Origin of the sequence: Microbacterium sp. RD1 (assembly GCF_052220165.1) — a bacterium.
Classification (GTDB): domain Bacteria; phylum Actinomycetota; class Actinomycetes; order Actinomycetales; family Microbacteriaceae; genus Microbacterium.
In genome coordinates, this window is sequence record NZ_JBQPOL010000001.1 from 1,012,412 (window position 1) to 1,035,255 (window position 22,844).

Genomic DNA, 22,844 nt, shown 5'->3' on the forward strand with positions numbered 1-22,844 from the left:
CGGGATACGCGTGCACCACTCTGTGCCGTCATTTCTGCTCCTCATTGAATCTGTCTGATGGCGATACCGCCTCGACGTGGCGCGAAGCGCGAACTCGAGACCATTCGCACGAATCTCGGCTTCACCTTAGACAAACCAGTCTGACAAGTAAACCGCTACATGCGAATGACGCATATTGAGCGCCCCACAACGCGGTGCTGACGCAGGGGTACTTGTCCTTCGGCTGGACCAGCACGCCGTCGCTTCAGTCCGCGAGCAGTGCTACTCTCATGCGAATCTCGTCGAATGTTCGGCGCACCGCGGTCGTTGCGCTGCCGGGGTCCTTCGCGACGATGGCTCGCGCCAGCTCGTCGTGGACGTCGGCCACATGCATGGCGGGTTGCATGCCGAGCAGGACGATCGTGCCCTCCTCGAAGAGGGGTTGGTGCTGGCGGTAGGCCTCTGTCAGAAATCGGTTTCCTGAAGCCGCGGCGACGCTCTGATGAAACGACCAGATCGCCCCGACGGCCTGGTCGCGGTCTTCGCCTTCCGCCGCCAGATGGATCTGCTCGAGCCGGAAGAGGATTTCGGCGAGCTGGCCTGTCGAGCGGTGTTCGGCGGCCATAGCCGCGATCCTCGACTCGAGGATGAAGCGGAACTCAAAGAGCTCCTGCAGCTCGTCACTCGACAAAGTCGAAGGGGGGTGCCCTGGCAGCTGCCCCGTCACGTAGCTGCCGGATCCCGCGCGGGTCTTCACGAGCCCGAGATGGTTAAGCATCCTCAGCGCCTCGCGGATGGTCGAGCGGCCGACCCCGAACTCCCGGGCAAGCGTCGCCTCCGGTGGCAGGCGTTCGCCCGGTGCTACGGCTCCCTGCGCGATCAAGGCACGTAGGCGGCCGACCACTTGATCTGCGAGCTGCGGCCGGCGGATGTCGTCCAGGGCATCCGGTGCGGAGATGCGAGCTGCGCGGCCCGCCGCGGGAGATTGGGTCTCATCCATGCGTACTCCTCTACTCGCGCGCGGCAGACGGACCGCGTCAAGGTCTAGCAAGTCTGACAGCAGGACGGGATGGTCGCCGTACGACAGAAGGGGGCTGTTGCCGACCTGGTGCTCGGCGTGCATAATCAGTCTGACAACATAACCTGTTTGCCTATGACAGATCCCTTACTCAATGAGGAGACAAGATGCCCTATCTCGACGGCCCCCGCGGCGCGAGCATTTACTTCGAAGAGTTCGGGAGTGGCCCTGCCGTCCTCTTCGTTAATGCGGGCTTGGCTACGCACGCCGAGTGGGAGCACCAGGTCGCTGCGCTTGCCGCAGATCATCGCACGGTGACCTTCGACTGGATCGGTACAGGCCTCTCTTCGAAGCCAAACGCGGCCTACACCACTCAGCTGCTGGTCGACACCATCGTCGCGGTGATCAGCGGCCTCGATCTGCAGGATGTCACCGTCGTGGCGCAGGGCATCGGTGCGCACGGAGCGATCCTCCTGGCGGAGCAGCACCCGGAGCTCGTCGGTCGCCTGGTGCTGGTCAGCGGTGCCCCGTGGTACGGCGGCGACCGTGACGGTCAGCTGGGGGGCTTCTCTGAGGAATTCAGTGCGTGGTGGCTGGAGAAGGTGTCGAGCGCGTCGACCAGCAGCGTCGAGGCGTACGACGCGCTGGGGCGCACTTACCTCTTTCGCAAGCCCAATGATGCGGTGGTGGGGTGGTTCGTCGCCGGGGCGGTGGCGTGGCCGCTTTTCGTCTTCAACGCCTACTGCGCTGATATGGCCGAGATCGATCATCGGCGCCGGCTCCCGCGGATCGATGCGCCCGCGATCGTGGCCCAGGGGCGGCACGACAAGAAGCAACGCTATGAAGGTGCTGCGGTCTTGGCCGAGTTGCTTCCGAATGGCCGTCTCGTGACGTTCGAGGAGAGTTCTCACATGGTCAACATCGATGAGATGTCACTGTTCAACGAAACGATCCGAGCATTCGTGCGGGAGTCGCACGGAAGCAGCGACATTCCAGAGCGATCAGGCGTGTTCACCGAGGCGTGACGGAGTGATCGGTCTTGTCGGCTTAGGAAACATCGGGTCGGCCGTGGCCCGGCGATTGGTCGCCGTCACCTCCGACCCGGTGGTGGTCTGGAACCGCTCGGTCGAGCGGACTGTACCGCTGGCGCAGCTCGGGGCCATCGTGGCGCGGTCTCCGGAGGATGTGTTCGACAGATGCGACGTTGTCGGCATCTGCGTCACATCGCACGTCGAAAGCGGAGCGGTCGCGCGGCGCATGCTCGGCAAAGGTAGCGCCGCGCGACGGCGCCGGATCTTGGTGGACCTCTCGACCGGCAGTCCCGAGGCCGCGGCGGAGATCGCACGTGAGGCCGCTGCCCACGGGGTCGGATGGGTGGATGCGCCGGTATCCGGCGGAGCGGTCGCCGCCGAAGAAGGACGGCTCACGCTCTTCGTCGGAGGGCTCCCCCACGATGTCGAGGCGGCTGCCCCGCTGCTCGACGCACTCAGCGCGCGCAGGACGTTCGCGGGCGCCTCAGGCGCAGGTCAGGCGATGAAGCTCTGCAACCAGATGATCGTCGCCTCGAACATCTCCGCCATCGCTGAGGCCATCAGTGCCGCTCGTCGCGCGGGGGTGGCGATGGAGGTGCTCCCTGATGCGCTCTTCGGAGGGCTCGCGGACAGCCCTCCGCTGCGGATGCTCGGACCGAGGATGGTGAACCGGAGCGACGCACCCCGGTTCGGTGCGGTCGAGTTGCTGCAGAAGGACCTCTTTCTGGCGCAGACGATGATGCGAAAGGCCGGGGCGTGGACGCCCAACCTCGATACCTGCATCGAGGTATGCTCCCGCGTCGCTGGTTCGGCCGACATCTCCAGCCTCGTTCAGGCATTCGATTCCACACATGAAACTCGATGAGGAGTGCACATCATGACGACATACGTTCTGGTTCATGGCTCTTGGGGGGGAGGGTGGGTCTGGCGCGCGTTAGCTGAGGAGCTGGAACGGTCCGGGCATCGGGTCCTCGTTCCTACGCTCACCGGCCTCGGGAGCGATGCCTCCAATCTGCGTCCTGACATCACGCTCGACGATCACATTCGCGTCGTCGCCGACAGTGTTGCGGAGACGGGCGACGAGGTGATCCTTGTGGGACACAGCTACGGCACCGTTCCCGCATGCGGCGCGGTTGCGACCGCCGCCGGACGGGCGGTGCGGCAGCTCGTTCTGCTCGACGGTTTCATACCGACGCCGGGCCGTTCGGTCTTCGACGACCGGCCTGATGTCGCGGACATCCTCGCCGCTCTCGCTGCACCTCACGGTGGACTGTACGCCGAACCGGCTCCGCCGTCGGCCTACGGCATAGACGACGCAGAGATCGCGGATTGGCTCACGGAGGCATCCACACTGATGCCGATGTCGGTTCTTCGCCAGCCTTTCCCGTCCAGTCTGAGGTCGGTGGACGAGCTGGACGACCTCGACGTCACCTACGTCCGCTTCACCGGCACCGACCTCTTCCTGTCCGCCGAGGAGACCGTCCGCGCGCGGGGGTGGGCGTTCGAAGAAGTCGACGGTCATCACTTCGCGTTCGTTACGCAGCCTCGCACCATCGCGGCGAAGATCTCGATCGCGTGACGGTCGCGCATCTCTGTGCCGCGGCTCGACCAATACCCCTGGAAGAAGGAGCGCATATGCCGATCACCCGCACGAACCCCGCCGGCGTCCACTCCGAGCCCGGGCTCATCAGCCAGGCGGCAGTCACGCGGGATGTCGATCTCGCGTTCCTTTCCGGGCAGGTGGCTTGGAACGAAGACGGTGAGATCCAAGGCGTCGGCGACCTCGCCGCCCAGGTCGCGCAGATCACCGCCAACATCGATAAGGTCCTGGCGTCGCTCGGGGTGGGCCGGGAGGCGATAGTCAAGGAGACGATCTACGTCGTCGACTGGAATCTCGACCTGTTACCTGTCGTGCTCGGCGGACTGAGCTATCGCCAGACCGCTCCTCCCGCCGGCACGCTCGTCGGGGTCGCGGCCCTGTTCCACCCCGATGTGCTCATTGAGGTCGACGTTGTCGTCGCGGTTCCGCGATGACGGGGGATCGGCAGCGGCGGACGACGGGCGCGCCGCTCCTCACATATGAAGAACCCCGCTCGCCGCTCGCGTGCCGTCACCGGCGGCGCGTTGCGCCTCCGGTGACGAGTGGGAGCATGTCGACGAGGACCCGTACCGCTCACCGAAGTACCTGTCGAATTCGACACAATGGGCAGATGCCTTCTTGAGCTCTTGCCGCCTCGGCTGGACTTCAGGACCCGTCGCGGCGCTCGGGTGGATGTTGCACGCCGGCGTTATCGGATACTCGAGAATCGGTGGCCTCGCGGCCGGGGCCGAGATTGCACGCGCACCGGTCTCCCTGTGACGACCGGGCCGTGAGTTCTCGGGACACGGGCGGGCTTCTCCTGTCAACCAGCCGCTCGATGAAGCGCGCCAGGGCACCTGCTGCTCGGCCAAGCGATCGCCGAGCTATGTCCTCAACGCGGAGGCAGTTCGCGGGTGTCGCGGTCATCCGCCCCTGGGCACCGTTCGACCAGGCATTCTGGGGCGCGTCGTCGGCCGTCGCTTCAGCGCTCGATGAGCGCTTCGAGTACGCCGGCCATGCCGTCCACCGTGCGTGGAAGCACGGCGGGGGGTACGCCCAGACGTTCCGCGACGAAGGTCGCGATCTCTGAGAGCGGGGTGCGCTCGATGTCGGCCTCGCGGAGCACCTCGTCCTGGAAGAAGAAATCTGCGCTGGGTCCGTCGTAGGCGATGCGACCGTGACTCATGGCCACGACGCGTTGCGCGCGTTCGCGCACGAGCCGCATGTCGTGCGTGACGGCGACCACCGTCGTGCCCGCGGCGTGGAACTCATCGATGATGTCGAGGATCTGCTGACACTCCTGCCAGTCCAACCCCGTCGTGGGCTCGTCGATGACGAGCACTTCGGGTTCGAGCACGAGGATCGAAGCGAGTGCCACCTTCTGCCGCTGGCCCTTTCCGAGGTTCAGCGGGTTCGTGTCCGCGAACTCCGAGAGCTCGAACACCTCGAGGATGCGGTCGACGCGCGGCCCGCGGGCTGCTTCCTCGATGCCTTGGCACTTCAGGCCGTACTCGACCTCCTCCCGCACCGTCGACGAGAAGATCTGGTGGTCGGGATTCTGGAAGCAGTATCCGATCTTCATGGCCAGATCGGGCGTGGACGTGTCGGCGATGTCCGCCCCGGCCACGACCACGACGCCCGCCGTCGGCCGCCGGATACCGTTGAAGTGCTTGGTGAGCGTCGTCTTGCCGGCACCGTTGGTTCCGACGATAGCGACGTACTCGCGAGACCCGATGCTGAGGTCAACATCGCGCAACGCCTCGAAGCCATTCGGGTAGCGGTGCGAGACTCCGCGCAACGCCAGCACCTCGTCGATCGCCTCATCGCTTCTTCCAGGCGATTCTTCCCACTTGGCATCGCCGGTTAGGAGCGGGCCCACGAGCTCCTCGAGCTCTCCCGCTGTCAGTGGTGTGCCGGCCGCTGCGGGCAGCGGGAGGCGTTGCGCCAGCGCCGCCGTCTCGGGCGGATAGACACCGAGACGGAGGCAGGCCTCGGCGTCGCCGAAGACCTCGCGCGGGGTACCCACCATCGCGATCCGCCCCGCATCCATGACGACGACGCGGTCGGCGTACCGGGCAATGAGATCGGGATCCTGCTCGATGAGCACCACGGTCACGCCGCGGGTGGCGCGCAGCTCGTCCAGAACGTCGCAGACCTCCTTGCGCCCATGGGGATCGAGCTCGGCTACCGGCTCGTCGAGGATCAGCAGATCGGGCTCGGTGGCGAGCACACCGGCGATGGCGAGGCGTTGGGTCTCGCCCCCGGACAGAGTCGCCGGCGACTGGTCGATCTTCGATCGCAGCCGAACGCGGTCGAGATAGCGCCGCACTCGCTCCACCACCGTCTCCCGAGGGAGCCCCAGATTGACAGGTCCGAAAGCTGCGTCCAACAGCACCGTCGAGCCGAAAGCCTGCGACGCGGCATCCTGGAACACCATCCCGAGCTTGTCGGCGGAGAACTGTGCGTCGCTCTCGGTGACGTTGTATCCCGCGGCGATCACTCGGCCGCTCATCTCTCCATCCTCGAAGAAACTGGGGATCATTCCGCGAATGGCGTACGCGAGGCTGCTCTTACCCGATCCGGTCGCTCCGACCACGCCGACGAACTCGCCGGCGCGGATGGAGAGATCGACCGAATCGAGAGCGAGGGGGAGGTCTTCGCCGTAGCGGAACGAGACGGACTGCAGCTCGATCACGCCCGGCTCCGGCGGGGAGCCCGCACTTTGTCGGCCTTGATCGGTTCGCCGAACCGGGCGGTGTAGATGCCGTACGCCAGCAGCGGCACGAAGCTGAGGATGAAGAATCCGACGATCGCGATGATTTCCATGATGAGTGTCTCCTTGAGGTTCGGCGGGCGCTACTTGGCGATCGCGGTGTTCTGGACTGCCCGTGCGGCGGCGACGGCGATGACCACCGCGATTCCGGCCGCTACCAACAGGCCCGGAAGCCCCGCGATGCCGAAGGCGAAGGCGGCCTGGAAGTTCAAGCCGAGGAAGAGGATCCCCAGCGCCGGGAACAGGGTCAGGATGACTGCCCACACCAGCGTCGCCACGATCGCGGCGATGTAGCCCCACCGGATGCGCGCGATCCGCACGATGACGGCGACCCAGCTCGCGTTAGCGAATGCGAGGACGATCTGCGCGGGCAGGCCGAGGGGGAATCCGACGACCGCTGCGGCCAGCAATCGGGCGAGGATCGCGATGATCGCCGCCTCCTTCCAGTCCCACTTCTTCATCATCGCGGCGAAATAGGCCGGCACGGAGTCGAGACCGGCGTCGCCGGTGGGCGTCGGAATCTTGATGAAGGCTCCCACCGCCGAAAGGGCGACCAGGATCGCCATCCGGGAGATGCGGACGGGGGTGAAGAAGCTCTTGGATCGAACGACCTTGGGAGTCCCGGACTGCGGAGCTGGTGCATCGTTGCTGGTCATGCTCGTTCTTTCTGTTCGTGGTTATCGGGTGTGTGGACGGGCGTGCTCATACCGAGCCGAGGCCGATCTGAGAGCGCAGGACGAAGAAGGCAGCGACGGCGAGAGTCATGACCCCGACGACGAGGTAGTCCCATCGGCTCACGTGCAGAGACGTCAGCACGGTGCGCTCCTTCGCGAAGCCGTAGCCGCGGGACACCATCGACATCGCCATGGTGTCGGCCCGGCGCATCGACGACACGATCATGGGAACGAAGAGGGGCAGTGTCCCCTGTACCGGCTGACGGCGCGCACCCTTCTGCGCGCTGGCGCCAGCTCCGCGCGCCCGCTGCGCGTCCTTGATCGTGGCGACCTCGCCCGTCATGGTGGGGATGAACCGCACCGCCGTCGACATCATCAGCCCGATGGCGTTCGGGACGCGCATCTTCTGCAGCGCAGCGAGAAGCTGCTCCATCGGCGTGGTCCCGATCATGTAGATGGACGCGGACATCATGAGCAGCAGCTTCGCGATGAAGGCCACGCCGACGAGGATGCCGCCGACGCTGACTGTCAGGGCGATGAAGTCGGTCTGCACGAGCGGGAGAAGGACGGTGCGGGCGAACGGGGTGCGCGCCGCTTCAGGGTCGTAGAACAGCCCGCTGAAGACGAACAGGAGCAGGATCACCGGTGACAGCGGTTTCACCGCAGCCCAGAGGGTCTTGGCGTGCAGCCCGGTGCTCAGCATCAAGATGAGAGAGGCCGTCAGCAGCCCCCAGAGCAGCATCGGCTCCGTGGCCACCATCGCCACCGCCGTCAGACCGGCGAACACCGCGAACTTGCCGACGAGGCCGACGCCGCGGGTCGGCGGGTCGAATTCGTCATGGCGGGAGTGCAGCCTGCTCCCCCCGTCCAGGGACGACGTGATCGCGGTCATGACGCCACCTGCAGTGCGAGTGTGCGGGCGACGAGGCTGCTGATCGTGAGCTCGCCATAGCCGAAGAGCGCGCAGCTCGTCCGGTCGTGCAGCGGCTCGATCCAGTGGGAGGGGATCGCGTCGATGCCCGCGAAGGCGCCCGCCCACGACCCCGCCGTTGCCCCGATCGAGTCGGTGTCGAGACCGGCCCGGACGGCATAGCCGATCGTGGTGGTGTAGTCCCCCTCGCCCCAGAGGATAGCGGCGGCGAGGGCGCCGGCGTTGTTGAGGGTGTGCACCCAGCTCATACGCTCGTACCGGGTATCGAGCGCGTCGAGGGTCTGCTCCCACGTCCATCCGTCGCGGTAGTGGTCCAGGACGAGCGCGATCTCGCGGCCGAGCCGGGAGGTCGCGGGAACGTGGTTGAGCGACTCGCGTACCGACTCCTCGGGCGTTGCGGCGGTGAAGGCGCTCGAGATGAGTGCGGCCGCCCACATCTCTCCGTAGATCCCGTTCGCGCGGTGGCTCAACGAGGCATCCGCGTATGCCACGAGGGCGGCGCCGCGAGGGTCCCCGGCGAAGGCGTACCCGAACGCATCCGCCCGGATCAGCGCGCCGATCCACTCCCGGTAAGGGTTGTGGTGTTCGCCCGCTGACTCGAGTGGCACTTCGCGCACGAGGTTCTGGTATGTCGCACGTTCGGCGGTGTACACCTGGTAGGCCGGGAACCGGGTGAGCCACTCCCTCGCCACGTCGAATCGTGTGAACCTCGCTCCGTAGGTCTCCAGGAGATGCAGCCCCAGGACGGTGTAGTCGATGTCGTCGTCACGGACGCCGCCGTCCACCCGTCCGCGCGAGAGCCCCTCGTACAGGAAGAACCCCTGATCGGCAGCGGTCGCTTCATCGTCGATGGGGATGTAGTCGTCCAACGGCAAGGCGTCGCGTTCCTCGAGGTAGGCGGTGATGCGGGCGCGAGGCCAGCCGAATTCGACGGGCTTGCCGAGCATGTTGCCGGCGATCCGCCCGTACCAGGCCCCGGCGACGCGTTCCTCGCGGCGATCGACGGTCCGGGGTGAACCGGGGGCGGGAAGAGCAGCGACGATCGCATCGAGCTCGGAGGCCTCGAAGGCATCCCATCCGCGGGCGGGTCGCTGGGGAAGCGTGCGATACAGCGCCGTGAGCGCCTCGTCGTCACGCGGGTCGAGCTGTGCCAGCTGCGCTTCCCATCGGGTGACGTCGTGCCCCGTCTCCCGCGCCTGCTGCAGCTCGTTCGTCGCAAGCCCGTACGGCTCCTGCGAGATACCGAACGCGCGTTCCTGATCGGTGATGTATTCCATTGCTATTTCTCCGTGTTGGGCGAGGCCGTGCACCCGCACGATCGCCGGGTGACGAGGCGGGTCTCGATGAAGGTGTTGTGGGCGTCGGTGAGGCGCAAAGAGCTGAGAGCGGCCTCGGCCAGGTGGCGATAGGGCTGCTGGACCGTGGTCAGCGGTGGGTTGGCGTACGCTCCCTCGCGCGTGCCGTCCACGGAGACGATCGAGAGATCGTCCGGGACGCGGATTCCGCGCTCTCCGGCGTGGGAGATGAAGCCGCGCGCCTGCTCGTCGCTGGCGACGAACAACGCCGTCGGGCGATGCGATGCGTCCGCGACGGCCGCTGCAGCTGCGCGGCCGCCCTCGAGGGAGAACGGCTGGCTCAGTTGCATCTGCGCCGACGGATCGATGCCCGCCTGCCGCAGCGCATCCTCCCATCCGCGGCGGCGATCCTGCGCGACCGCCTGGTCTGCCGGGCCGTTGAGGCATCCGATCTCCCGGTGCCCGTGCTCCAGCAGATGCACGACGGCGGTCTGCGCTGCCGCACGGTGGTCGATGCTGACGGTCGACCATCCGGGAGCGTCCGCGTCGGCCGACAGCGCGCGGTCGACCACGACGACGGGGATCCCCGCGCCGGCCGCGCGTGCCAGCGCGGTCGACTGCGCGACGCCGACGAGAAGGATGCCGCCGACTCGCTGTTCGATGAAGGCATCGACGTAGGTGGTCTCCAATGCCGCCGACTCGTTCGAGTTGCCGAGGAAGACGATGCGACCGCTGCGCCGCGCGACCTCCTCCACCTCGAGCGCGAGTTCCGAGAAGTACGCGTTCGAGATGTTCGGGACGATCATTCCGATCGTCCGGGTCGAGGTCGCAGCCAGCGAACGGGCGAGCGCGTTCGGATAGTACTGAAGCTGTTCCATTGCTGCCAGCACCTTCGAGCGCTTCTCGTCCGAGACATTCCGGGGGCCGTCGTTGATCACATAGCTGACGACGGCCGTCGAGGTCCCGGCGAGCCGGGCGACGTCGTCGCGTGTCGCTCGCCGCGCCATCACTTCACACCGCTCCGTGTGGGGACAACGCCCTCGGGTACGGCGGCCTCGGTGATCGGATCGGGCGCGATCGGCCCGAAATGCCCCACAGTCCGCGAGGCCGCCAGCACTCCCTGGCTTGCAGCCGTGATGAGATCGTCGCCGAGCGCCAGACGCGCAGCGAGAGTTCCTGCGAAGGTGTCGCCAGCGCCGGTCGTGTCGACGATCTCAGCGACGCGCACCGCCGGCACATGAGTCGCTTTTCCCGCGGCAACGACCACGGCACCCTCACCACCGAGCGTCACGACCGCCGACTGGCAGTGGCGGAGCAGGAGACTCGCATGGGTCACGACATCGGCGGGCCCTGAGATGGCCGCACCGGCCAGCTCCGCCGCCTCGACCTCGTTCAGGATCATCGGGTCGGCTTGAGCGAACGGCCCACTCGGCGGGAAGAAGGGGGCGAGGTTGACCACGAGGCGGGCACCCGTCTCGACGGCGTGGGCGACGACCTCCAGATTGTTGTCGGGCGGTACCTCTCCCTGCACCAAGACGACCCCCGCGCGCGGCGCCACGCTGAGAGCCCGCGCCACGGCCGCCTGGTCCAGAGCCTCCGCCGCGACGGGATGCACGACGATCGCGTTCTCGCCAGCGGGGTCGACGAAGATGACGGCGCGGTCGGTTCGGGCACCGGGAAGACGCTGAATCAGGGTGGTGCTCACGTCGCGCGCGGCGAGCTCGTCCGTTGCCTGCGTTCCGTCCGCATCGTCGCCGACGGCGCCGAGCAGCGTCACCGCCGCACCGGCCCGTCGTGCGGCGATGGCCTGATTGGCGGCCTTGCCGCCCAGAGAACGCGCGAGGGCCGTGGCAATCACCGTCTCGCCCGCGGCGGGGAGCCGTGGCACGCGGAACGACTCATCGATATGGATCGCTCCGGCTACGAGCAGCCGCCCTCGGGAATCGTCCGACCCTGCCATATCGCTCCTCTGCGGTCGCGCCTCTACGCGCGTAGATGGAAAGCTCCCACATCTACGGGCCGTAGACAACCAGGCCTGGTCGCAATGCTGGACGCGCGCTCCAGCGGGCGATCGATCCCGCGCAGTCGCCTGAACGGCAACGCTCTCGATTCGCACTTCGGCGCGGCCAGTCGGGAGTCTCTGTCACTCGTCCGAGGTGCTCAGCCGTTCGGGGGCGCAGAAGAACACGTCGTCCACCGGCTGGCCCTCGTAGTACTGAAGCGCCCCCAGCGTGAAGGCGCCGTCATCCGTCAGCCGCACGGCGGTCCCGGACCAGCAATGCGACCCTGATCGGGCGACGTCCATGTGCGCGAGGAGCAGGCGTTCGGCGGAATCCCCCGCCCAGGAGACGACGGCGGAGATGCCCCCGCGCGGCGTGGGGGCGATCTGAGGGGCGGTCAGTGCGACGTCGAGCAGTCCGCCGTGGGCCCGAAGCCTGACGCCGCCGCGATACCGCGGTTCCCCGTCGACGAGACGGTCGAAGGGGAAGGCGAACGACCCTGCGGGCAGCTGGACGGCGCCATCAAACGTCTCGACGATTCCGTCGGGTCGAGACTGCACGTACGAGACGAGGCTCGCCTTGACGGCCCACTCGAGCGCGAATTCCATACCGGCACGGTAGAGGTGTTCGCCCCTGAGATGCAAAGTGTGACATGTGATTCCTTGCATTGATTTTCCTTGCCCCGGGACGAATCATCATGTAAAGATGTACATGTAAAACACAGCATGACTCAGAGATCGGTGCGAATGTGTCCGTCGTCATAACCGTCGCGCCCACCGGGCCTATCGCCACGAAGCGGGACAATCCGGCGTTGCCGACCACACCGGAGGAGATCGCTGAGGCGGTCGCGGACGCCTATGCGGCGGGCGCCGCGGTGGCGCACATCCATTTGCGAGACGAGCTCGAGCGCCCGACGGCGGACCTGAGGATCGCGCGCCAGGTGGTGGACCTCATCCGCGATCGCTGTCCGATCCTCATTCAGCTCTCGACCGGGGTCGGCCTCACCGTCCCGTTCGAAGACCGGGAGCGCCTGATCGAGTTGCGGCCCGCGATGGCGACCCTCAACCCGTGTTCCATGTCCTTCGCGGGTGGGGAGTTCCGCAACCCTCCCGCCGATGTGCGGCGGCTCGCAGCGCGCATGCGAGAGCTCGGCATCAAGCCCGAGCTGGAGATCTACGATACCGGGCACCTGGACGAGTGCCTCCGGCTGCGCGACGAGGGTCTGCTGGAGGGCGACCTTCAGTTCAGCGTCGTGATGGGCGTTCGCGGCGGCATGGCAGCGACGCCCGAGAACCTCATGACGATCATCCCGCGGCTGCCCGAGGGCGCGATCTGGCAGATCATCGCGATCGGGAAGAACAACCTCCAGCTGACGTCGATCGCCCTCGCCCTCGGCGGCAACGCCCGAGCGGGGATGGAGGACACCCTGTACCTGCGTCGCGGCGAGCTCGCGACGAGCAACACTCAGCTCGTCGCGCGAGCAGCCGCCCTCGCTGCGGGTCTCGACCTTTCGATCGCCGACGTGTCGGCTGCGCGGCGGCAACTCGGCCTCGTCGGCTGAACGCGACCTATCCACGGAGGAAAGAACTGTGACTGTTCTCGATCATCATCTGATTCGGGCGGGATTCCGGGTGCCCGACCTCGAGCGCTCCGTCGAGCATGCGCGCGAGATCCTCGGCGTGAACGTCGCGAGCGACGATGGACGACGCGTCTCGCTCGCGCTCCCGGGCCAGGAGCCATGCCTGATCCTGCACGCTGCGGATACGGCGGAGTTCGACTTCATGGCCCTCCACACGACCGCCGACAATCTCGCTGAGGTACGCCGACGCCTCGCGGCGGCAGGCGTCGAGATTGACTCCGCCGTCGAGCTCCACGGCGATGCGTTGCGAGTCCATGCGCCGAACGGGGTCGCGGTCGAGATCGGTGTCGGCGAAGGTCATGCCCGCAATGCCGCAGAGCGCGACTCCGGCCCGGTGATCGGATCTCTCGATCACCTGAGCTTCGCCGCGCAGGACCCGGGTGCCTTCCGTGATTTCTTCGTCGACCTCTTCGGGTTCCGCCTGTCAGACAGCTTCCTCGATCAGCGACACTGGCTGCGCTGCAGCCCGAATCACCACACCGTCGCCGTCTTCGCGGGAAGCAACGGCATCCACCACTACGCCTTCGAGACGAGCGACGTCCGTGGGCTCGCGCGGCTCGGCGATGTGCTGGCAGCGCGCGGACAGAACTTCGTCTGGGGCCCCGGGCGCCACGGTATCGGCGGCAATATCTTCACCTATCACCTCGACCCGGCCGGATCGATCCTCGAAGTGACTTCCGACATGCTGCAGGTCGAGTCAGAGGAGGAGTGGGAGATCGAGGTGTGGTCGGATGCCGAGAAGTCGGGTGTCCTGTGGGGCCCGTTGCCTCCTGCCGGCTTCCGTGACATGTCCACGCCCGTCATCGCTGCGACGGAGTCGGCATGACCGACGACGCCATCATCGACGTCGTCGTCGTCGGTGCGGGACCGGTCGGCGCGACGGCAGGCCTGATCGCCGGACGCCTCGGTCTCACGACTCTCGTCGTCGACAGCTCCGTCGACGTGTATCCGAAGCCGCGCGCGATCCACTTCGACGCCGACGTGATGCGCATCTTCCAGTCCGCCGGTCTCGCCGATGAGCTGGTTCCGCGCGTCCGCGCCACCTCGGGCGCGCTCCACAACGGCGCCGACGGACAGCCGATCCGGGATTTCCGGGTGGCCGCGACGGAGGGCGACCTGGGCTGGATGCCGCACTACATGTTCTATCAACCCGAGCTCGACGCGCTGCTGCGCCGGCGAGCCGGCGAGACCCCCGGGGTGGAGGTCCTGCTCGGCTGGACGTGTGCGTCGGTGCGCGAACGGGACGACCACGTGCTGGTCGAGCTGCGCGACGAATCCGGAGGCGTGCGGCAACAGCGCGCCCGCTACGTCATCGCGGCCGACGGGGCCGCGAGCCCGCTGCGCAAGTCGCTCGGCATCGAACTCACCGATTACGGTTTCGACGAGCCGTGGATCGTCGTCGACGGGGACGTGGCAGACGAGGGCTCCGGTCCCGACTACTCGATCATGTACTGCGATCCGCGCCGCCCCGCCACCTATGTCCCGGGGCCGCGGGGTCACCGGCGCTGGGAGTTCATGGTTCTGCCCGGCGAGGACGGCACGGCCCTGGCGGCGCCGGAAGAGGCGATGAGGCTCATTCACGACGTGACGCCATGGCTCGGGCAGGGTGAGCTGACGCTCGGCCGGTCCGCGGTGTACCGCTTCCACGCGCTCGTCGCGGAGCGCTGGCGTCGGGGACGCGTGCTGCTGGCGGGCGACGCCGCGCATCAGACCCCGCCGTTCTACGGGCAGGGCATGTGCCACGGCATCCGGGACGTGCGCAATCTGACATGGAAGCTGCGCGCGATCTTGCACCAGGGCGCGAGCGAGGATCTTCTGGACACGTATCAGCTCGAGCGCGAGCCGCATGTGCGGGCGATCATCGAACAGGCGGTGGCGAACGGCCGGTACATCTGCGTGCTCGACGAGGAGGAGGCGAAGGCCCGCGACGCTCGGATGCGTGAGCTCATGCGCAATCCGGCTCCGGCGGCCCCGAAGACGTGGCGGGACGCCATTCCGGGTCTCACCACCGGCATGCTCGACGACCCGCAGGGCTCGCCGGCGGTCGGTCTGCTCTTCCCGCAGCCCTGGGTCACGGATGCGCGCGGACGTCGCGTGAGGCTGGATGCGGTACTCGGGGACGACGAGGTCTTGCTGGCTCTCGAACCGCTCACGACGACCGACGATGTGCGCACCCTAGTGCTCGGCGCGGACCTGCACGATGACGACGGAGTGCTGGGGGCGTGGTTGGCGGCGTTCGACGCGTCGGCGGTGATGGTTCGGCCCGATCGCTACGTCTTCGGCATCGCGCGCGACGCCGTCGGTGCGCGGACGCTCGCCCGGGAATGGTCGGCCTCGGTCGCGGGAACCCGCCCGGTGACGGTCGCCTGACCAGCGACGAGCCCGGTCTCCGCCGCTGCAGGCGTGAGCCCCTCACTCCGCGTCCGCGCGCGCGGTTCCCTCCGCATGCGCGAGCCGGTCGAGGCGTGCGAGCGCGTCGGTCGCCCACGCGATCTCGGCGTCTGCGCGCTGCATGTCGCCCCCGTAAGCGAGATCCCGCAGCAGGAGCGTCAGCTCTCTGCCCGCCTCGCTCTTGGCGTCGAGCCGCTGCTGCACGCGACTGTTCCCTCCGGAGAGGATGCGGTCGCGCATCTCGGCCACCTGCGCTCGCCGACCTCGGAAATGCTCGAGGTGCGCCTCGAGATGGCGGCGGATCGCGTCGGGGCCATTGTCGTCGGCGAAGATCAGCTGCAGCCGCTCGGGGTCGCGATTAGGGCGATACTCGGGTGCCTTGCTGGTCCAGGCCCGAAGCTCGTCGGCGCCCTGGTCGGTCAGGGAGTAGATCCGCTTCTCGAGTCGCTCGCCGACGGTGGTCGACGTGCCGGCGATGAGCCCTTGGCTCTCGAGTCGCCTCAGCTCGGGGTAGATCTGGCTGTGGGACGCCGCCCAGAACCAGCCGAGGCCACCGTCGAGCTGCTGGACGAGGTCATAGCCTGATCCGCTCCCCGAACTGAGGTACCCGAGGATCGCATATCTGAGGGACACGGAGGAAATCTAGCATCCGAACAGACATGTCACTACTGACATGTGTTGGTCCGTGACGATCATTCCGGGGGTGCGGCGGCGTCGAGCAGGACGAAGAGCACCCGGCAGGGCGCGTCCGACTGATTGCGCCAGCCATGGTTCGTGCCGCGCTGGATCAGGACGTCCCCGGCGGACAGCAACCGCTCCTCATCATCGAGCACCGCGACGATGCTTCCCTCGATGACGTAGCAGTAGTCGAGCGACGGAGTGCGATGCATATGGACACGGTCGGCCGGATCGCGCGGGGCGAAGTCGACGATGCGCAGGATCGAGCCCCCTCGTGGCGGCGAGAAGCTGGTGGGGCCGAGGACGGGGTCGGCGAACGCGCCGTCGATGTCAGGGGCGCCCTCGTGGCTCCACAACTCGAACACCGGCCCGCCGTCGGGCGCTTGCCAGACGTTGGGAGTCGGGCCGTCCGCCAGGAAGACCGCCTTTCCGGCTTCGTCGTGGCCGGTGACGATGCGGCGCTGATGCCGTGTCATCGGACACCCGCTTCCGCCACGTCGGGGCGATAGGCCTCGAAGCCCCCGCCTGCGGCGGCGGGGGCGAGCTCCACGGGGTTTCGAAGCACACCGATCCCCTCGATCTCGACATCGACGACGTCGCCCGGCCGCAGGAACAACGGCGGGTTCCGTCGCACGCCCACGCCCCCGGAGGTCCCGGTGACGATCACATCTCCGGTTCGGAGCGTCGAGACCGTGGAGACGTAGTGGATCAGATACTCGATCGGGAAGAGCAGCTGATCCACGGTGGTGTCCTGAACCACCTGCCCGTTCAGCCGCGTCGTCATCCGCTGGTCGCCCGGGGTGAACTCATCGGGCGTCACGAGCCACGGGCCGAAGCCCCCGGTTGCGTCGAAGTTCTTCCCCATCGTGATCTGCGACGTGTGCCGCTGCCAGTCGCGCACGGAGCCGTCGTTGTAGCACGTGTATCCGGCGACGTGGGAGAGGGCGTCCTGCATCCGGATGTCGCGACCACCCTTGCCGATGACGACGGCGAGCTCGCCCTCGTAGTCCAGTTCGGACGACACCGTCGGTACGAGCATCGGCCTTCCGCTGCCGATCTGGCTGTTCGCGACCCGGAGGAAGAAGAGAGGGTAGTCCGGCACGGGCCTGTCCCCGCCTTCGCGCACATGGCTGAGATAGGTCAGCGCGGCGCACCAGATCGCTGCAGGGTCCGGAACCACCGGGAGCAGTTTCACGTCCTCGAACGGCAGGGCGGGGACGCCCGGTGCCGCGGGGACGCGGCCGCCGTCGGCCAGCCACGCGAGCACATCCCGCATGGAGGTCGGCGCCTCGGCGAAGAGCGACCCGAGGGGAAGGATGCCGTCGGGCTCGACGATGCCGACGTCGTCGCGGCCCTCGTACTGGAACGATGCGAGTTTCACGGAGCTGTCTCCTTCGTGTGAATATGAACATGTAAAGCTTGACATACTCATTCCGCTTTCGCATACTGCATTCGACGGGACTGTGCCTTCCCGCACCTGGAGGTCTGATGGCAGCGGTAGCGATTGCGGGCGTAGACCCGATCACCGGCGTTCGAACGCTGGAGAACGCTCGCGAGTGGTTGCGCGCGCATCTGGACGAGGGGGCTCATCCCTTCAACGCGATCGACGCCGACGCCGCGCGGCCGGTCATCGAGTCCCTGCGAGGCCTCGAGCCTGAGCCGTGGTCGTCGGCGTGGCTGGAGGTCGCCGAGCGATTCGCCCATCGAGGCGACGCCGCCGAGCGCGAAGGACGGTACGCCGAGGCCCGCGATGCCTGGTGGCAGGCGTACCAGTTCGGCTTCGTCGCGAGATTCCCCACTCCCGTGCACCCCGCGAAGCAGGCCGCCTACGACCGGTCGCGAGAGTTCTTCCTCCGCGCGGTCGCCCTGGACGAGCCGGCTCTCGAGCGTGTCGCGATCCCGATCGATTTCGGCGACCGTGAAGCGCGCAGCGAGGTGGTCTTCTACGTGGCCCGCCCGCCCGCCGTCAGCGGTCCGGTGCCCGTGGCGATGGTGTGGGGCGGTATCGACATGTGGAAAGAGGAGAGTTACATCCGCACCGCGTCGCTGCGGGCACGAGGCGTCGCCACTATCCACATCGACATGCCGGGGGTGGGAGAAGCACCCGTGTTCGCCGGCGTCGCCGCCGAGCGGATGTGGGACCCCGTCTTCGAATGGATCGCCGCAAGCGATCTGGACGAGTCGCGCGTCGGCGCGGTGGGCCAGTCGTTCGGCGGATACTGGTCGACGAAGCTCGCTCACACGCATCGCGACAAGCTTCGCGCCGCGGTGAACTGGGGCGGCGGCATCCACCGCACGTTCCAACCGGAGTGGCAGGAGAAGTCCCGGACGGCGTCGACGTACCTGATGGACCTCGGCCCCTCACGCGCGCGGATCTTCGGAGAGAGCACGTTCGAGGACTACATCGCCCGATGCCCGGAGCTCTCGCTGCTCGACCAGGGTGTGCTGGACCAGCACTGCTGCCCGTTGCTGCTGGTCAACGGGAAGGATGACCAGCAGAACGACGCCACCGACATCCACCTCGCCCTCGAGCATGGTGATCCCAAGACGGCACGGCTCTTCGAAGGCGGTCACATGGGCCGGGGGCCTGTCGGTCCCACCGTCATCGACTGGCTCCTCGCCCGGCTCGGGTCGTGACACTCGATCGGATCGTCGTCGTCGGCGGCTCGATCGCCGGTGTCACCGCCGCCGGCGCCCTGCGGACGGCGGGTTGGGGCGGTCGGCTCGCTCTCGTCAGCGAGGAGCTGTCGCCGCCGTACTCGCGCGTTCCGCTGTCGAAGGGCGTGCTGGCCGGCACGCAGACCGCGCAGAGCGCCGCACTGGCGGCGCTGCCCGATGATGTCGACGTCCTCCTCGGGAGGGAGGCGATCGGTCTGCGAACGCAGGAGCGCCAGGTCATTCTCGCCGACGGTTCGACGATGGAGTACGACGGCCTCGTGATCGCCACGGGCGCGCGTGCGCGACGACTGGCTGACCCGGGGCAGACGGGTGAGCACGTGGTCCGCACTCTCCAGGACGCCGAGGCGATCGCCGGCCGACTGGCGACCGCGTCGACCGCGGTCGTCGTGGGCGGGGGCTTCCTCGGCATGGAGGTCGCGTCCACATTGATGCGCCACGGGCTGGCCGTGACGGTCGTCGGCAGCGAGGAGCCCCTCGTCGCGTTGCTGGGTGTGTGGCTGTCGTCCTACATCCGCGGCGTCGCCGGGAGTCTCGGTCTTCGGATCATCGTCTCGGACGGCCCGGTGCAACTGGTCGGTGACCCCGTATCGGGGGTGCTTCTGGGGGACGGGTCGGTGCTGTCGGCCGACCTCGTCGTCTCCGCGGCCGGCGACCTGCCCAACACCGAGTGGCTGACGGGTTCCGGCCTCCGCATCGCGGGCGGTGTCGTCGTCGATGCGCGCTGTGAGGCGGCGCCCGGGATCGTCGCTGCCGGTGACGTGGTCACGCGCGAACTGGCGCCGCGGTCGTTCCGCCGAACGCCGCACTGGAGCAACGCCGTGGTGCAGGGTCGTGCCGCGGCATCCACCCTTATCGACCCGTATGCTGCGGCATACACCCCCGACCACTATTTCTGGACCGAGCAGTTCGGCCTGGATGTGAAGATCGCCGGTGAGCCGCCGTTCGTCGGAGAACCCGAGGTGCAGGAGGGCGATCCGAGCGAGCGCCGAGCTCTGCTGCGATGGAGCGACGCCGGCATGACGACAGCTGCGGTGGCTCTCAACTTCCGGATACCCGCGGCTCGACTTCGAGCGATGACGGAAGCCCCTGCGCCGGCGGATCGAATGAGCCCGCTCCGAACCTAGAACCCGTCCGTATGTATTGGCAAAGGAGACAAGACATGCCCATGAGCGCCGTACGACCCGAGACCGACGTCGACCTGTTCGGCCCGGAATTCGTCACCGATCCCTTCCCGCAGCTGGCGCGGTTGCGTCAGCAGGCGGCCGCGGTGTACTCGACCAAGTGGGACTTCTACGTCTTGACCCGCTACGAGGAGATCAAAGCCGTCGCGGCGGACTGGCAGACGTTCTCCTCCGGCGAGGGGGTCGCTCTCACGCCCGAGATCAACAACGTCATCGCGGGGACGATCCTGTCGACCGACCCACCCGACCACACCGTCCTTCGCGAGGTGCTCGGCGATCAGCTCGCGCCGCGCGGGCTGGGCAAGATCCGCGCGCAGATCGCCGAGTACGCCGAGCGCATCGTCGCCGAGAATGTCGCGCGGGGCGAGTTCGACGCGGTCCGGGAGATCTCGCGGGTCTTCCCCATCAATGTCGTGGGAGACCTCGTGGGCCTGCCGCTGGAGGGCCGCGAGAAGCTGCAGCCTGGTGCGGATGCGACGTTCGCCGGGATGGGGCCGTTCGGCGACTATCTTCTCTCGCACCTGGAGGAGATGGGTGCGTATCACGAGTGGCTCGAGGGAATGGGCGATCGCGAGAAGCTCGTGCCCGGAGGCTGGGGCGAGAAGATCATGGATGCGGTCGACGCCGGCAAGATCACTCCGCTGCAGGGAACCCGCCTCATCACGGCGTACCTGACCGCCGGCATGGACACGACGGTCAACGCCATCAGCGCGCTGTTCCGCCTCTTCTGCGAACGCCCCGAGATCTGGGCGGCCCTGAAGGCGGACCCGTCGCTCGCCGCTCCCATCTTCGAGGAGACGATGCGCTGGCACTCTCCGGTCGTCGGCTTCTGGCGGGTGGCGACGCGTGAGGCCACCATCGGCGGCGTCACCATCCCGGCGGGGTCGAAGGTGATGCTCAACTGGGGGGCTGCGAACCACGACCCCGCCAAGTACGACAACCCCGACGACTTCCAGCTCGACCGCAACCCGCTCGATCACGTCGCCTTCGGGTATGGCCCGCACGGCTGCGCCGGGCAGGGTCTTGCGCGCATGGAGGTGGTGACCCTCCTGCAGGCCCTCGCCGCGCAGGTCGACAGCATCGAGCCGGCCGGCGACGTGGTCGTGAGCATGAATCCCATCGTGCGGGGGCTGAAGTCGGTGCCCATCCGCGTCACGGCCGCTTCTTGAGGTGAGCATGGCCATGGACATCGACGTCAACCTCGGGGCATGCGAAGGTCACGGTCTCTGCTTCCAGGTCGCGCCTTCCGTCTATGAGATCGATCACGAGGGTTACGTCCGCTTGCGGGTGGCCGTCATCAGCCGCGACCTGGAAGACGCGGCCGCCGCGGGCGCCCGCGCGTGCCCGGTCGCGGCCCTCAAAGTCGTCGCTCCCCGCATCGACCGACCCGAATCCTCGCAGAAGGAGCACAACCATGACGAACGCTGACGGTACGTGGAACATCGAGATCGCGACTCCGCTCGGCCGGCAACAGGCCACTCTGCACATCGTTACCGACGGAGAGGCCCTCACCGGCACCGCCCACACCAAGGACGAGTCGGTGGTCATCGCCGACGGCACGATTCGCGGGGCGACGCTGACCTGCGCCGTGGACCTGACGAAGCCGCTCCCCCTGAAGGTGATCTACACGCTCGAGATCGACGGCGACGTGATATCAGGCACGGCGAAGGCGGGACGGTTCCCCATGTCGAAGGTGACAGGCTGGCGCGCCTGACCCACGGCGCCCCGCCTCCCACGCGAGGACGCCCCGCGCTCACGGCGCGGGGCGTCCTTCTGGTCGGCGAACGATCGCCTCAGCGGGGCGGCTCTTCCGCGTGCAGTCGGCCGACGAAGACCGCGACCACCGCGGCGAGCAGAGCACCCGCGCCGAGGATGGCGACCGCCGGCCCGAGACCTGTGACCGCGGCGAGCGCGAAGACGACGAGCGGCGAGAGGAACTGACCCACGAAGAGCGCTCCCGTGGAGGCGCCCGATGCGCGACCGCGCTGATCGAACGGCAGCCCCTGCACGATCCAGTTTTGCAGCGTCGAGATCAGCACGCCGCCCCCGATGTTCGCCACGATCGCGCCTGCGATGACGTACGGGAGGGTTCCGGCGACGCCGAGGACCACGACGCCGATCCCGAGTACGGCGAAGGCGCCGGCGAGCAGGACGCGCGGGATGCGACGCAGCAGCGCAGGGAAGGCGAGGGCGGCCAGGGCGAGCGCCAGGGCGGCGACGGCGCTGATCGCTCCGATGACGGCGGAGGCCGTGACGCCCATCTCTGCGAGTCGGAGCGACAGCATCGCGACAGGGACGTAGAACGCCGCGCCGCCGACGAGGGTGAACATGATCGGGGCGAGCAGGCGCCGCCAGTGCATCGGCGGCAGCGCGACCTCGGTGGTGTGCGGCCGGTCGCGCTCGAGCACGAATACCGAGAGGATCGCCAGCGGGAGCGCGATGGCGTAGAGCCAGAATGGCGTGCGCCAGCTGGCGTTGCCGAGCGCGCCGGATGCGGCGATGAAAACGACGGCCGCCAGGCCGGTCACCAGCGTGAGAAGCCCGAAGTAGCGTGCGCGGCGGTGTCCGTCGAAGAGGTCGGAGATCGTCGCCATCGCTGCCGCGAAGATCGCCGCCTCCGCCAGCCCCACGAACACCCGACTGATGAGGATGCTCTGCAGGGTCGGCAACCACAGCGGTGCGGTTCCCGCGAGGGCGTAGACGAGGAGCGTCACCACGAGCACGCGCTTGCGGCCGACCCGGTCGATGATCCGCCCCGCCACGAGTGCGGTCAGCCCGATCATGAGGGCGGGGACGGTGAGGATGAGGGCGACGAGCACCTCGGCGCCGGCCTGCTCGGGGAACGCTGCAGCCATGGCCGGCTGCAGCGGTGCGATCGATGTCGAGCCGAGGATCGGCATGCAGGCTGCGCCGAGGAGGAGAGCAGCCCGGGCTGCTCCCCCTCGTCGGACATCGGGAAGGGTTTGCGTGGACATGCGTGCTCCTTTGCTCGCGTT

The 22,844-nt window shown here is 67.7% G+C and carries 25 protein-coding genes; 12 read left to right on the forward strand and 13 right to left on the reverse strand.

Annotated features, from left to right (window positions below):
* Positions 1-244: 244 nt before the first annotated feature.
* A complete protein-coding gene (locus tag ACTU3I_RS04840; RefSeq protein ID WP_442924506.1) occupies positions 245-979 on the reverse strand; it encodes a FadR/GntR family transcriptional regulator in 735 nt (244 codons plus the stop codon).
* A 185-nt stretch (positions 980-1,164) separates the two neighbouring features.
* Here ACTU3I_RS04840 and ACTU3I_RS04845 point away from each other — a divergent pair, with 185 nt between their 5' ends.
* Genes ACTU3I_RS04845 through ACTU3I_RS04860 form a run of 4 tightly spaced genes read left to right on the forward strand, consistent with a single transcriptional unit; the run spans position 1,165 to position 4,062 of the window.
* The gene (locus tag ACTU3I_RS04845; RefSeq protein ID WP_442924508.1) at positions 1,165-2,022 is read left to right on the forward strand and encodes an alpha/beta fold hydrolase; all 858 of its coding nucleotides are present in this window, start codon (positions 1,165-1,167) and stop codon (positions 2,020-2,022) included.
* Complete coding sequence (locus ACTU3I_RS04850; RefSeq protein WP_442924509.1) at positions 1,922-2,893, forward strand: NAD(P)-dependent oxidoreductase; 972 nt, start codon at positions 1,922-1,924, stop codon at positions 2,891-2,893. Before ACTU3I_RS04845 ends, ACTU3I_RS04850 begins: the two co-directional genes overlap by 101 nt.
* Positions 2,894-2,905: 12 nt before the next feature.
* Entirely contained in the window at positions 2,906-3,607 is a 702-nt protein-coding gene (locus tag ACTU3I_RS04855; RefSeq protein ID WP_442924510.1) for an alpha/beta fold hydrolase, read from the forward strand.
* 56 nt (positions 3,608-3,663) lie between these two features.
* Positions 3,664-4,062: a RidA family protein gene (locus ACTU3I_RS04860; protein ID WP_442924511.1), complete on the forward strand. Its 399-nt coding sequence runs from the start codon at positions 3,664-3,666 to the stop codon at positions 4,060-4,062.
* A 527-nt stretch (positions 4,063-4,589) separates the two neighbouring features.
* On the opposite strand, the gene ACTU3I_RS04865 is transcribed toward ACTU3I_RS04860, so the two are convergent.
* The 8 genes from ACTU3I_RS04865 to ACTU3I_RS04900 form a co-directional block, all read right to left on the reverse strand.
* Positions 4,590-6,302 carry an ABC transporter ATP-binding protein gene (locus tag ACTU3I_RS04865; protein ID WP_442924512.1) on the reverse strand — a complete coding sequence of 571 codons (1,713 nt, stop codon included), beginning with the start codon at positions 6,300-6,302 and terminating at the stop codon, positions 4,590-4,592.
* Positions 6,299-6,433 carry a hypothetical protein gene (locus ACTU3I_RS04870; protein WP_442924513.1) on the reverse strand — a complete coding sequence of 45 codons (135 nt, stop codon included), beginning with the start codon at positions 6,431-6,433 and terminating at the stop codon, positions 6,299-6,301. Before ACTU3I_RS04870 ends, ACTU3I_RS04865 begins: the two co-directional genes overlap by 4 nt.
* Positions 6,434-6,463: 30 nt before the next feature.
* A complete protein-coding gene (locus ACTU3I_RS04875; protein WP_442924514.1) occupies positions 6,464-7,036 on the reverse strand; it encodes an ECF transporter S component in 573 nt (190 codons plus the stop codon).
* Positions 7,037-7,082: 46 nt separating this feature from the next.
* Positions 7,083-7,946, reverse strand: a complete 864-nt coding sequence (locus ACTU3I_RS04880) for an energy-coupling factor transporter transmembrane component T family protein (RefSeq protein ID WP_442924515.1) — start codon at positions 7,944-7,946, stop codon at positions 7,083-7,085.
* Positions 7,943-9,262, reverse strand: a complete 1,320-nt coding sequence (locus ACTU3I_RS04885; protein WP_442924517.1) for an ADP-ribosylglycohydrolase family protein — start codon at positions 9,260-9,262, stop codon at positions 7,943-7,945. The genes ACTU3I_RS04880 and ACTU3I_RS04885 overlap by 4 nt, the downstream gene beginning before the upstream one ends.
* 2 nt (positions 9,263-9,264) lie before the next feature.
* Entirely contained in the window at positions 9,265-10,287 is a 1,023-nt protein-coding gene (locus tag ACTU3I_RS04890; protein WP_442924519.1) for a LacI family DNA-binding transcriptional regulator, read from the reverse strand.
* On the reverse strand, positions 10,287-11,240 hold the full coding sequence (locus ACTU3I_RS04895) for a ribokinase (protein ID WP_442924520.1): 954 nt from the start codon (positions 11,238-11,240) through the stop codon (positions 10,287-10,289). Before ACTU3I_RS04895 ends, ACTU3I_RS04890 begins: the two co-directional genes overlap by 1 nt.
* 183 nt (positions 11,241-11,423) lie before the next feature.
* Positions 11,424-11,888 carry an HtaA domain-containing protein gene (locus ACTU3I_RS04900; RefSeq protein WP_442924521.1) on the reverse strand — a complete coding sequence of 155 codons (465 nt, stop codon included), beginning with the start codon at positions 11,886-11,888 and terminating at the stop codon, positions 11,424-11,426.
* A 140-nt stretch (positions 11,889-12,028) separates the two neighbouring features.
* Here ACTU3I_RS04900 and ACTU3I_RS04905 point away from each other — a divergent pair, with 140 nt between their 5' ends.
* From ACTU3I_RS04905 to ACTU3I_RS04915, 3 genes are read left to right on the forward strand one after another with little or no spacing between them, the layout of a single operon-like run.
* Complete coding sequence (locus ACTU3I_RS04905) at positions 12,029-12,841, forward strand: 3-keto-5-aminohexanoate cleavage protein (protein ID WP_442924522.1); 813 nt, start codon at positions 12,029-12,031, stop codon at positions 12,839-12,841.
* Positions 12,842-12,869: 28 nt separating this feature from the next.
* Positions 12,870-13,745 carry a VOC family protein gene (locus tag ACTU3I_RS04910; protein ID WP_442924523.1) on the forward strand — a complete coding sequence of 292 codons (876 nt, stop codon included), beginning with the start codon at positions 12,870-12,872 and terminating at the stop codon, positions 13,743-13,745.
* Positions 13,742-15,289, forward strand: coding sequence for a bifunctional 3-(3-hydroxy-phenyl)propionate/3-hydroxycinnamic acid hydroxylase (locus tag ACTU3I_RS04915; RefSeq protein WP_442924524.1), 1,548 nt, complete (start codon positions 13,742-13,744; stop codon positions 15,287-15,289). Before ACTU3I_RS04910 ends, ACTU3I_RS04915 begins: the two co-directional genes overlap by 4 nt.
* Before the next feature lie 42 nt (positions 15,290-15,331).
* Here the strand turns inward: ACTU3I_RS04915 and ACTU3I_RS04920 are convergent, their stop codons facing one another.
* Genes ACTU3I_RS04920 through ACTU3I_RS04930 form a run of 3 tightly spaced genes read right to left on the reverse strand, consistent with a single transcriptional unit; the run spans position 15,332 to position 17,369 of the window.
* Positions 15,332-15,943: a PadR family transcriptional regulator gene (locus ACTU3I_RS04920; protein WP_442924525.1), complete on the reverse strand. Its 612-nt coding sequence runs from the start codon at positions 15,941-15,943 to the stop codon at positions 15,332-15,334.
* A 59-nt stretch (positions 15,944-16,002) separates the two neighbouring features.
* Complete coding sequence (locus tag ACTU3I_RS04925) at positions 16,003-16,464, reverse strand: cupin domain-containing protein (protein WP_442924526.1); 462 nt, start codon at positions 16,462-16,464, stop codon at positions 16,003-16,005.
* A complete protein-coding gene (locus tag ACTU3I_RS04930) occupies positions 16,461-17,369 on the reverse strand; it encodes a fumarylacetoacetate hydrolase family protein (protein WP_442924527.1) in 909 nt (302 codons plus the stop codon). Before ACTU3I_RS04930 ends, ACTU3I_RS04925 begins: the two co-directional genes overlap by 4 nt.
* 107 nt (positions 17,370-17,476) lie before the next feature.
* Here ACTU3I_RS04930 and ACTU3I_RS04935 point away from each other — a divergent pair, with 107 nt between their 5' ends.
* Genes ACTU3I_RS04935 through ACTU3I_RS04955 form a run of 5 tightly spaced genes read left to right on the forward strand, consistent with a single transcriptional unit; the run spans position 17,477 to position 21,562 of the window.
* Complete coding sequence (locus ACTU3I_RS04935; protein WP_442924528.1) at positions 17,477-18,625, forward strand: alpha/beta hydrolase family protein; 1,149 nt, start codon at positions 17,477-17,479, stop codon at positions 18,623-18,625.
* Positions 18,622-19,791: an NAD(P)/FAD-dependent oxidoreductase gene (locus ACTU3I_RS04940; protein WP_442924529.1), complete on the forward strand. Its 1,170-nt coding sequence runs from the start codon at positions 18,622-18,624 to the stop codon at positions 19,789-19,791. The genes ACTU3I_RS04935 and ACTU3I_RS04940 overlap by 4 nt, the downstream gene beginning before the upstream one ends.
* 41 nt (positions 19,792-19,832) lie before the next feature.
* A complete protein-coding gene (locus ACTU3I_RS04945) occupies positions 19,833-21,017 on the forward strand; it encodes a cytochrome P450 (protein WP_442924530.1) in 1,185 nt (394 codons plus the stop codon).
* A 13-nt stretch (positions 21,018-21,030) separates the two neighbouring features.
* Complete coding sequence (locus tag ACTU3I_RS04950; protein ID WP_442924531.1) at positions 21,031-21,276, forward strand: ferredoxin; 246 nt, start codon at positions 21,031-21,033, stop codon at positions 21,274-21,276.
* Positions 21,263-21,562: a hypothetical protein gene (locus ACTU3I_RS04955; protein WP_442924532.1), complete on the forward strand. Its 300-nt coding sequence runs from the start codon at positions 21,263-21,265 to the stop codon at positions 21,560-21,562. The genes ACTU3I_RS04950 and ACTU3I_RS04955 overlap by 14 nt, the downstream gene beginning before the upstream one ends.
* 79 nt (positions 21,563-21,641) lie before the next feature.
* Here the strand turns inward: ACTU3I_RS04955 and ACTU3I_RS04960 are convergent, their stop codons facing one another.
* Positions 21,642-22,823 carry an MFS transporter gene (locus ACTU3I_RS04960; RefSeq protein WP_442924533.1) on the reverse strand — a complete coding sequence of 394 codons (1,182 nt, stop codon included), beginning with the start codon at positions 22,821-22,823 and terminating at the stop codon, positions 21,642-21,644.
* Between the last annotated feature and the right edge of the window lie 21 nt (positions 22,824-22,844).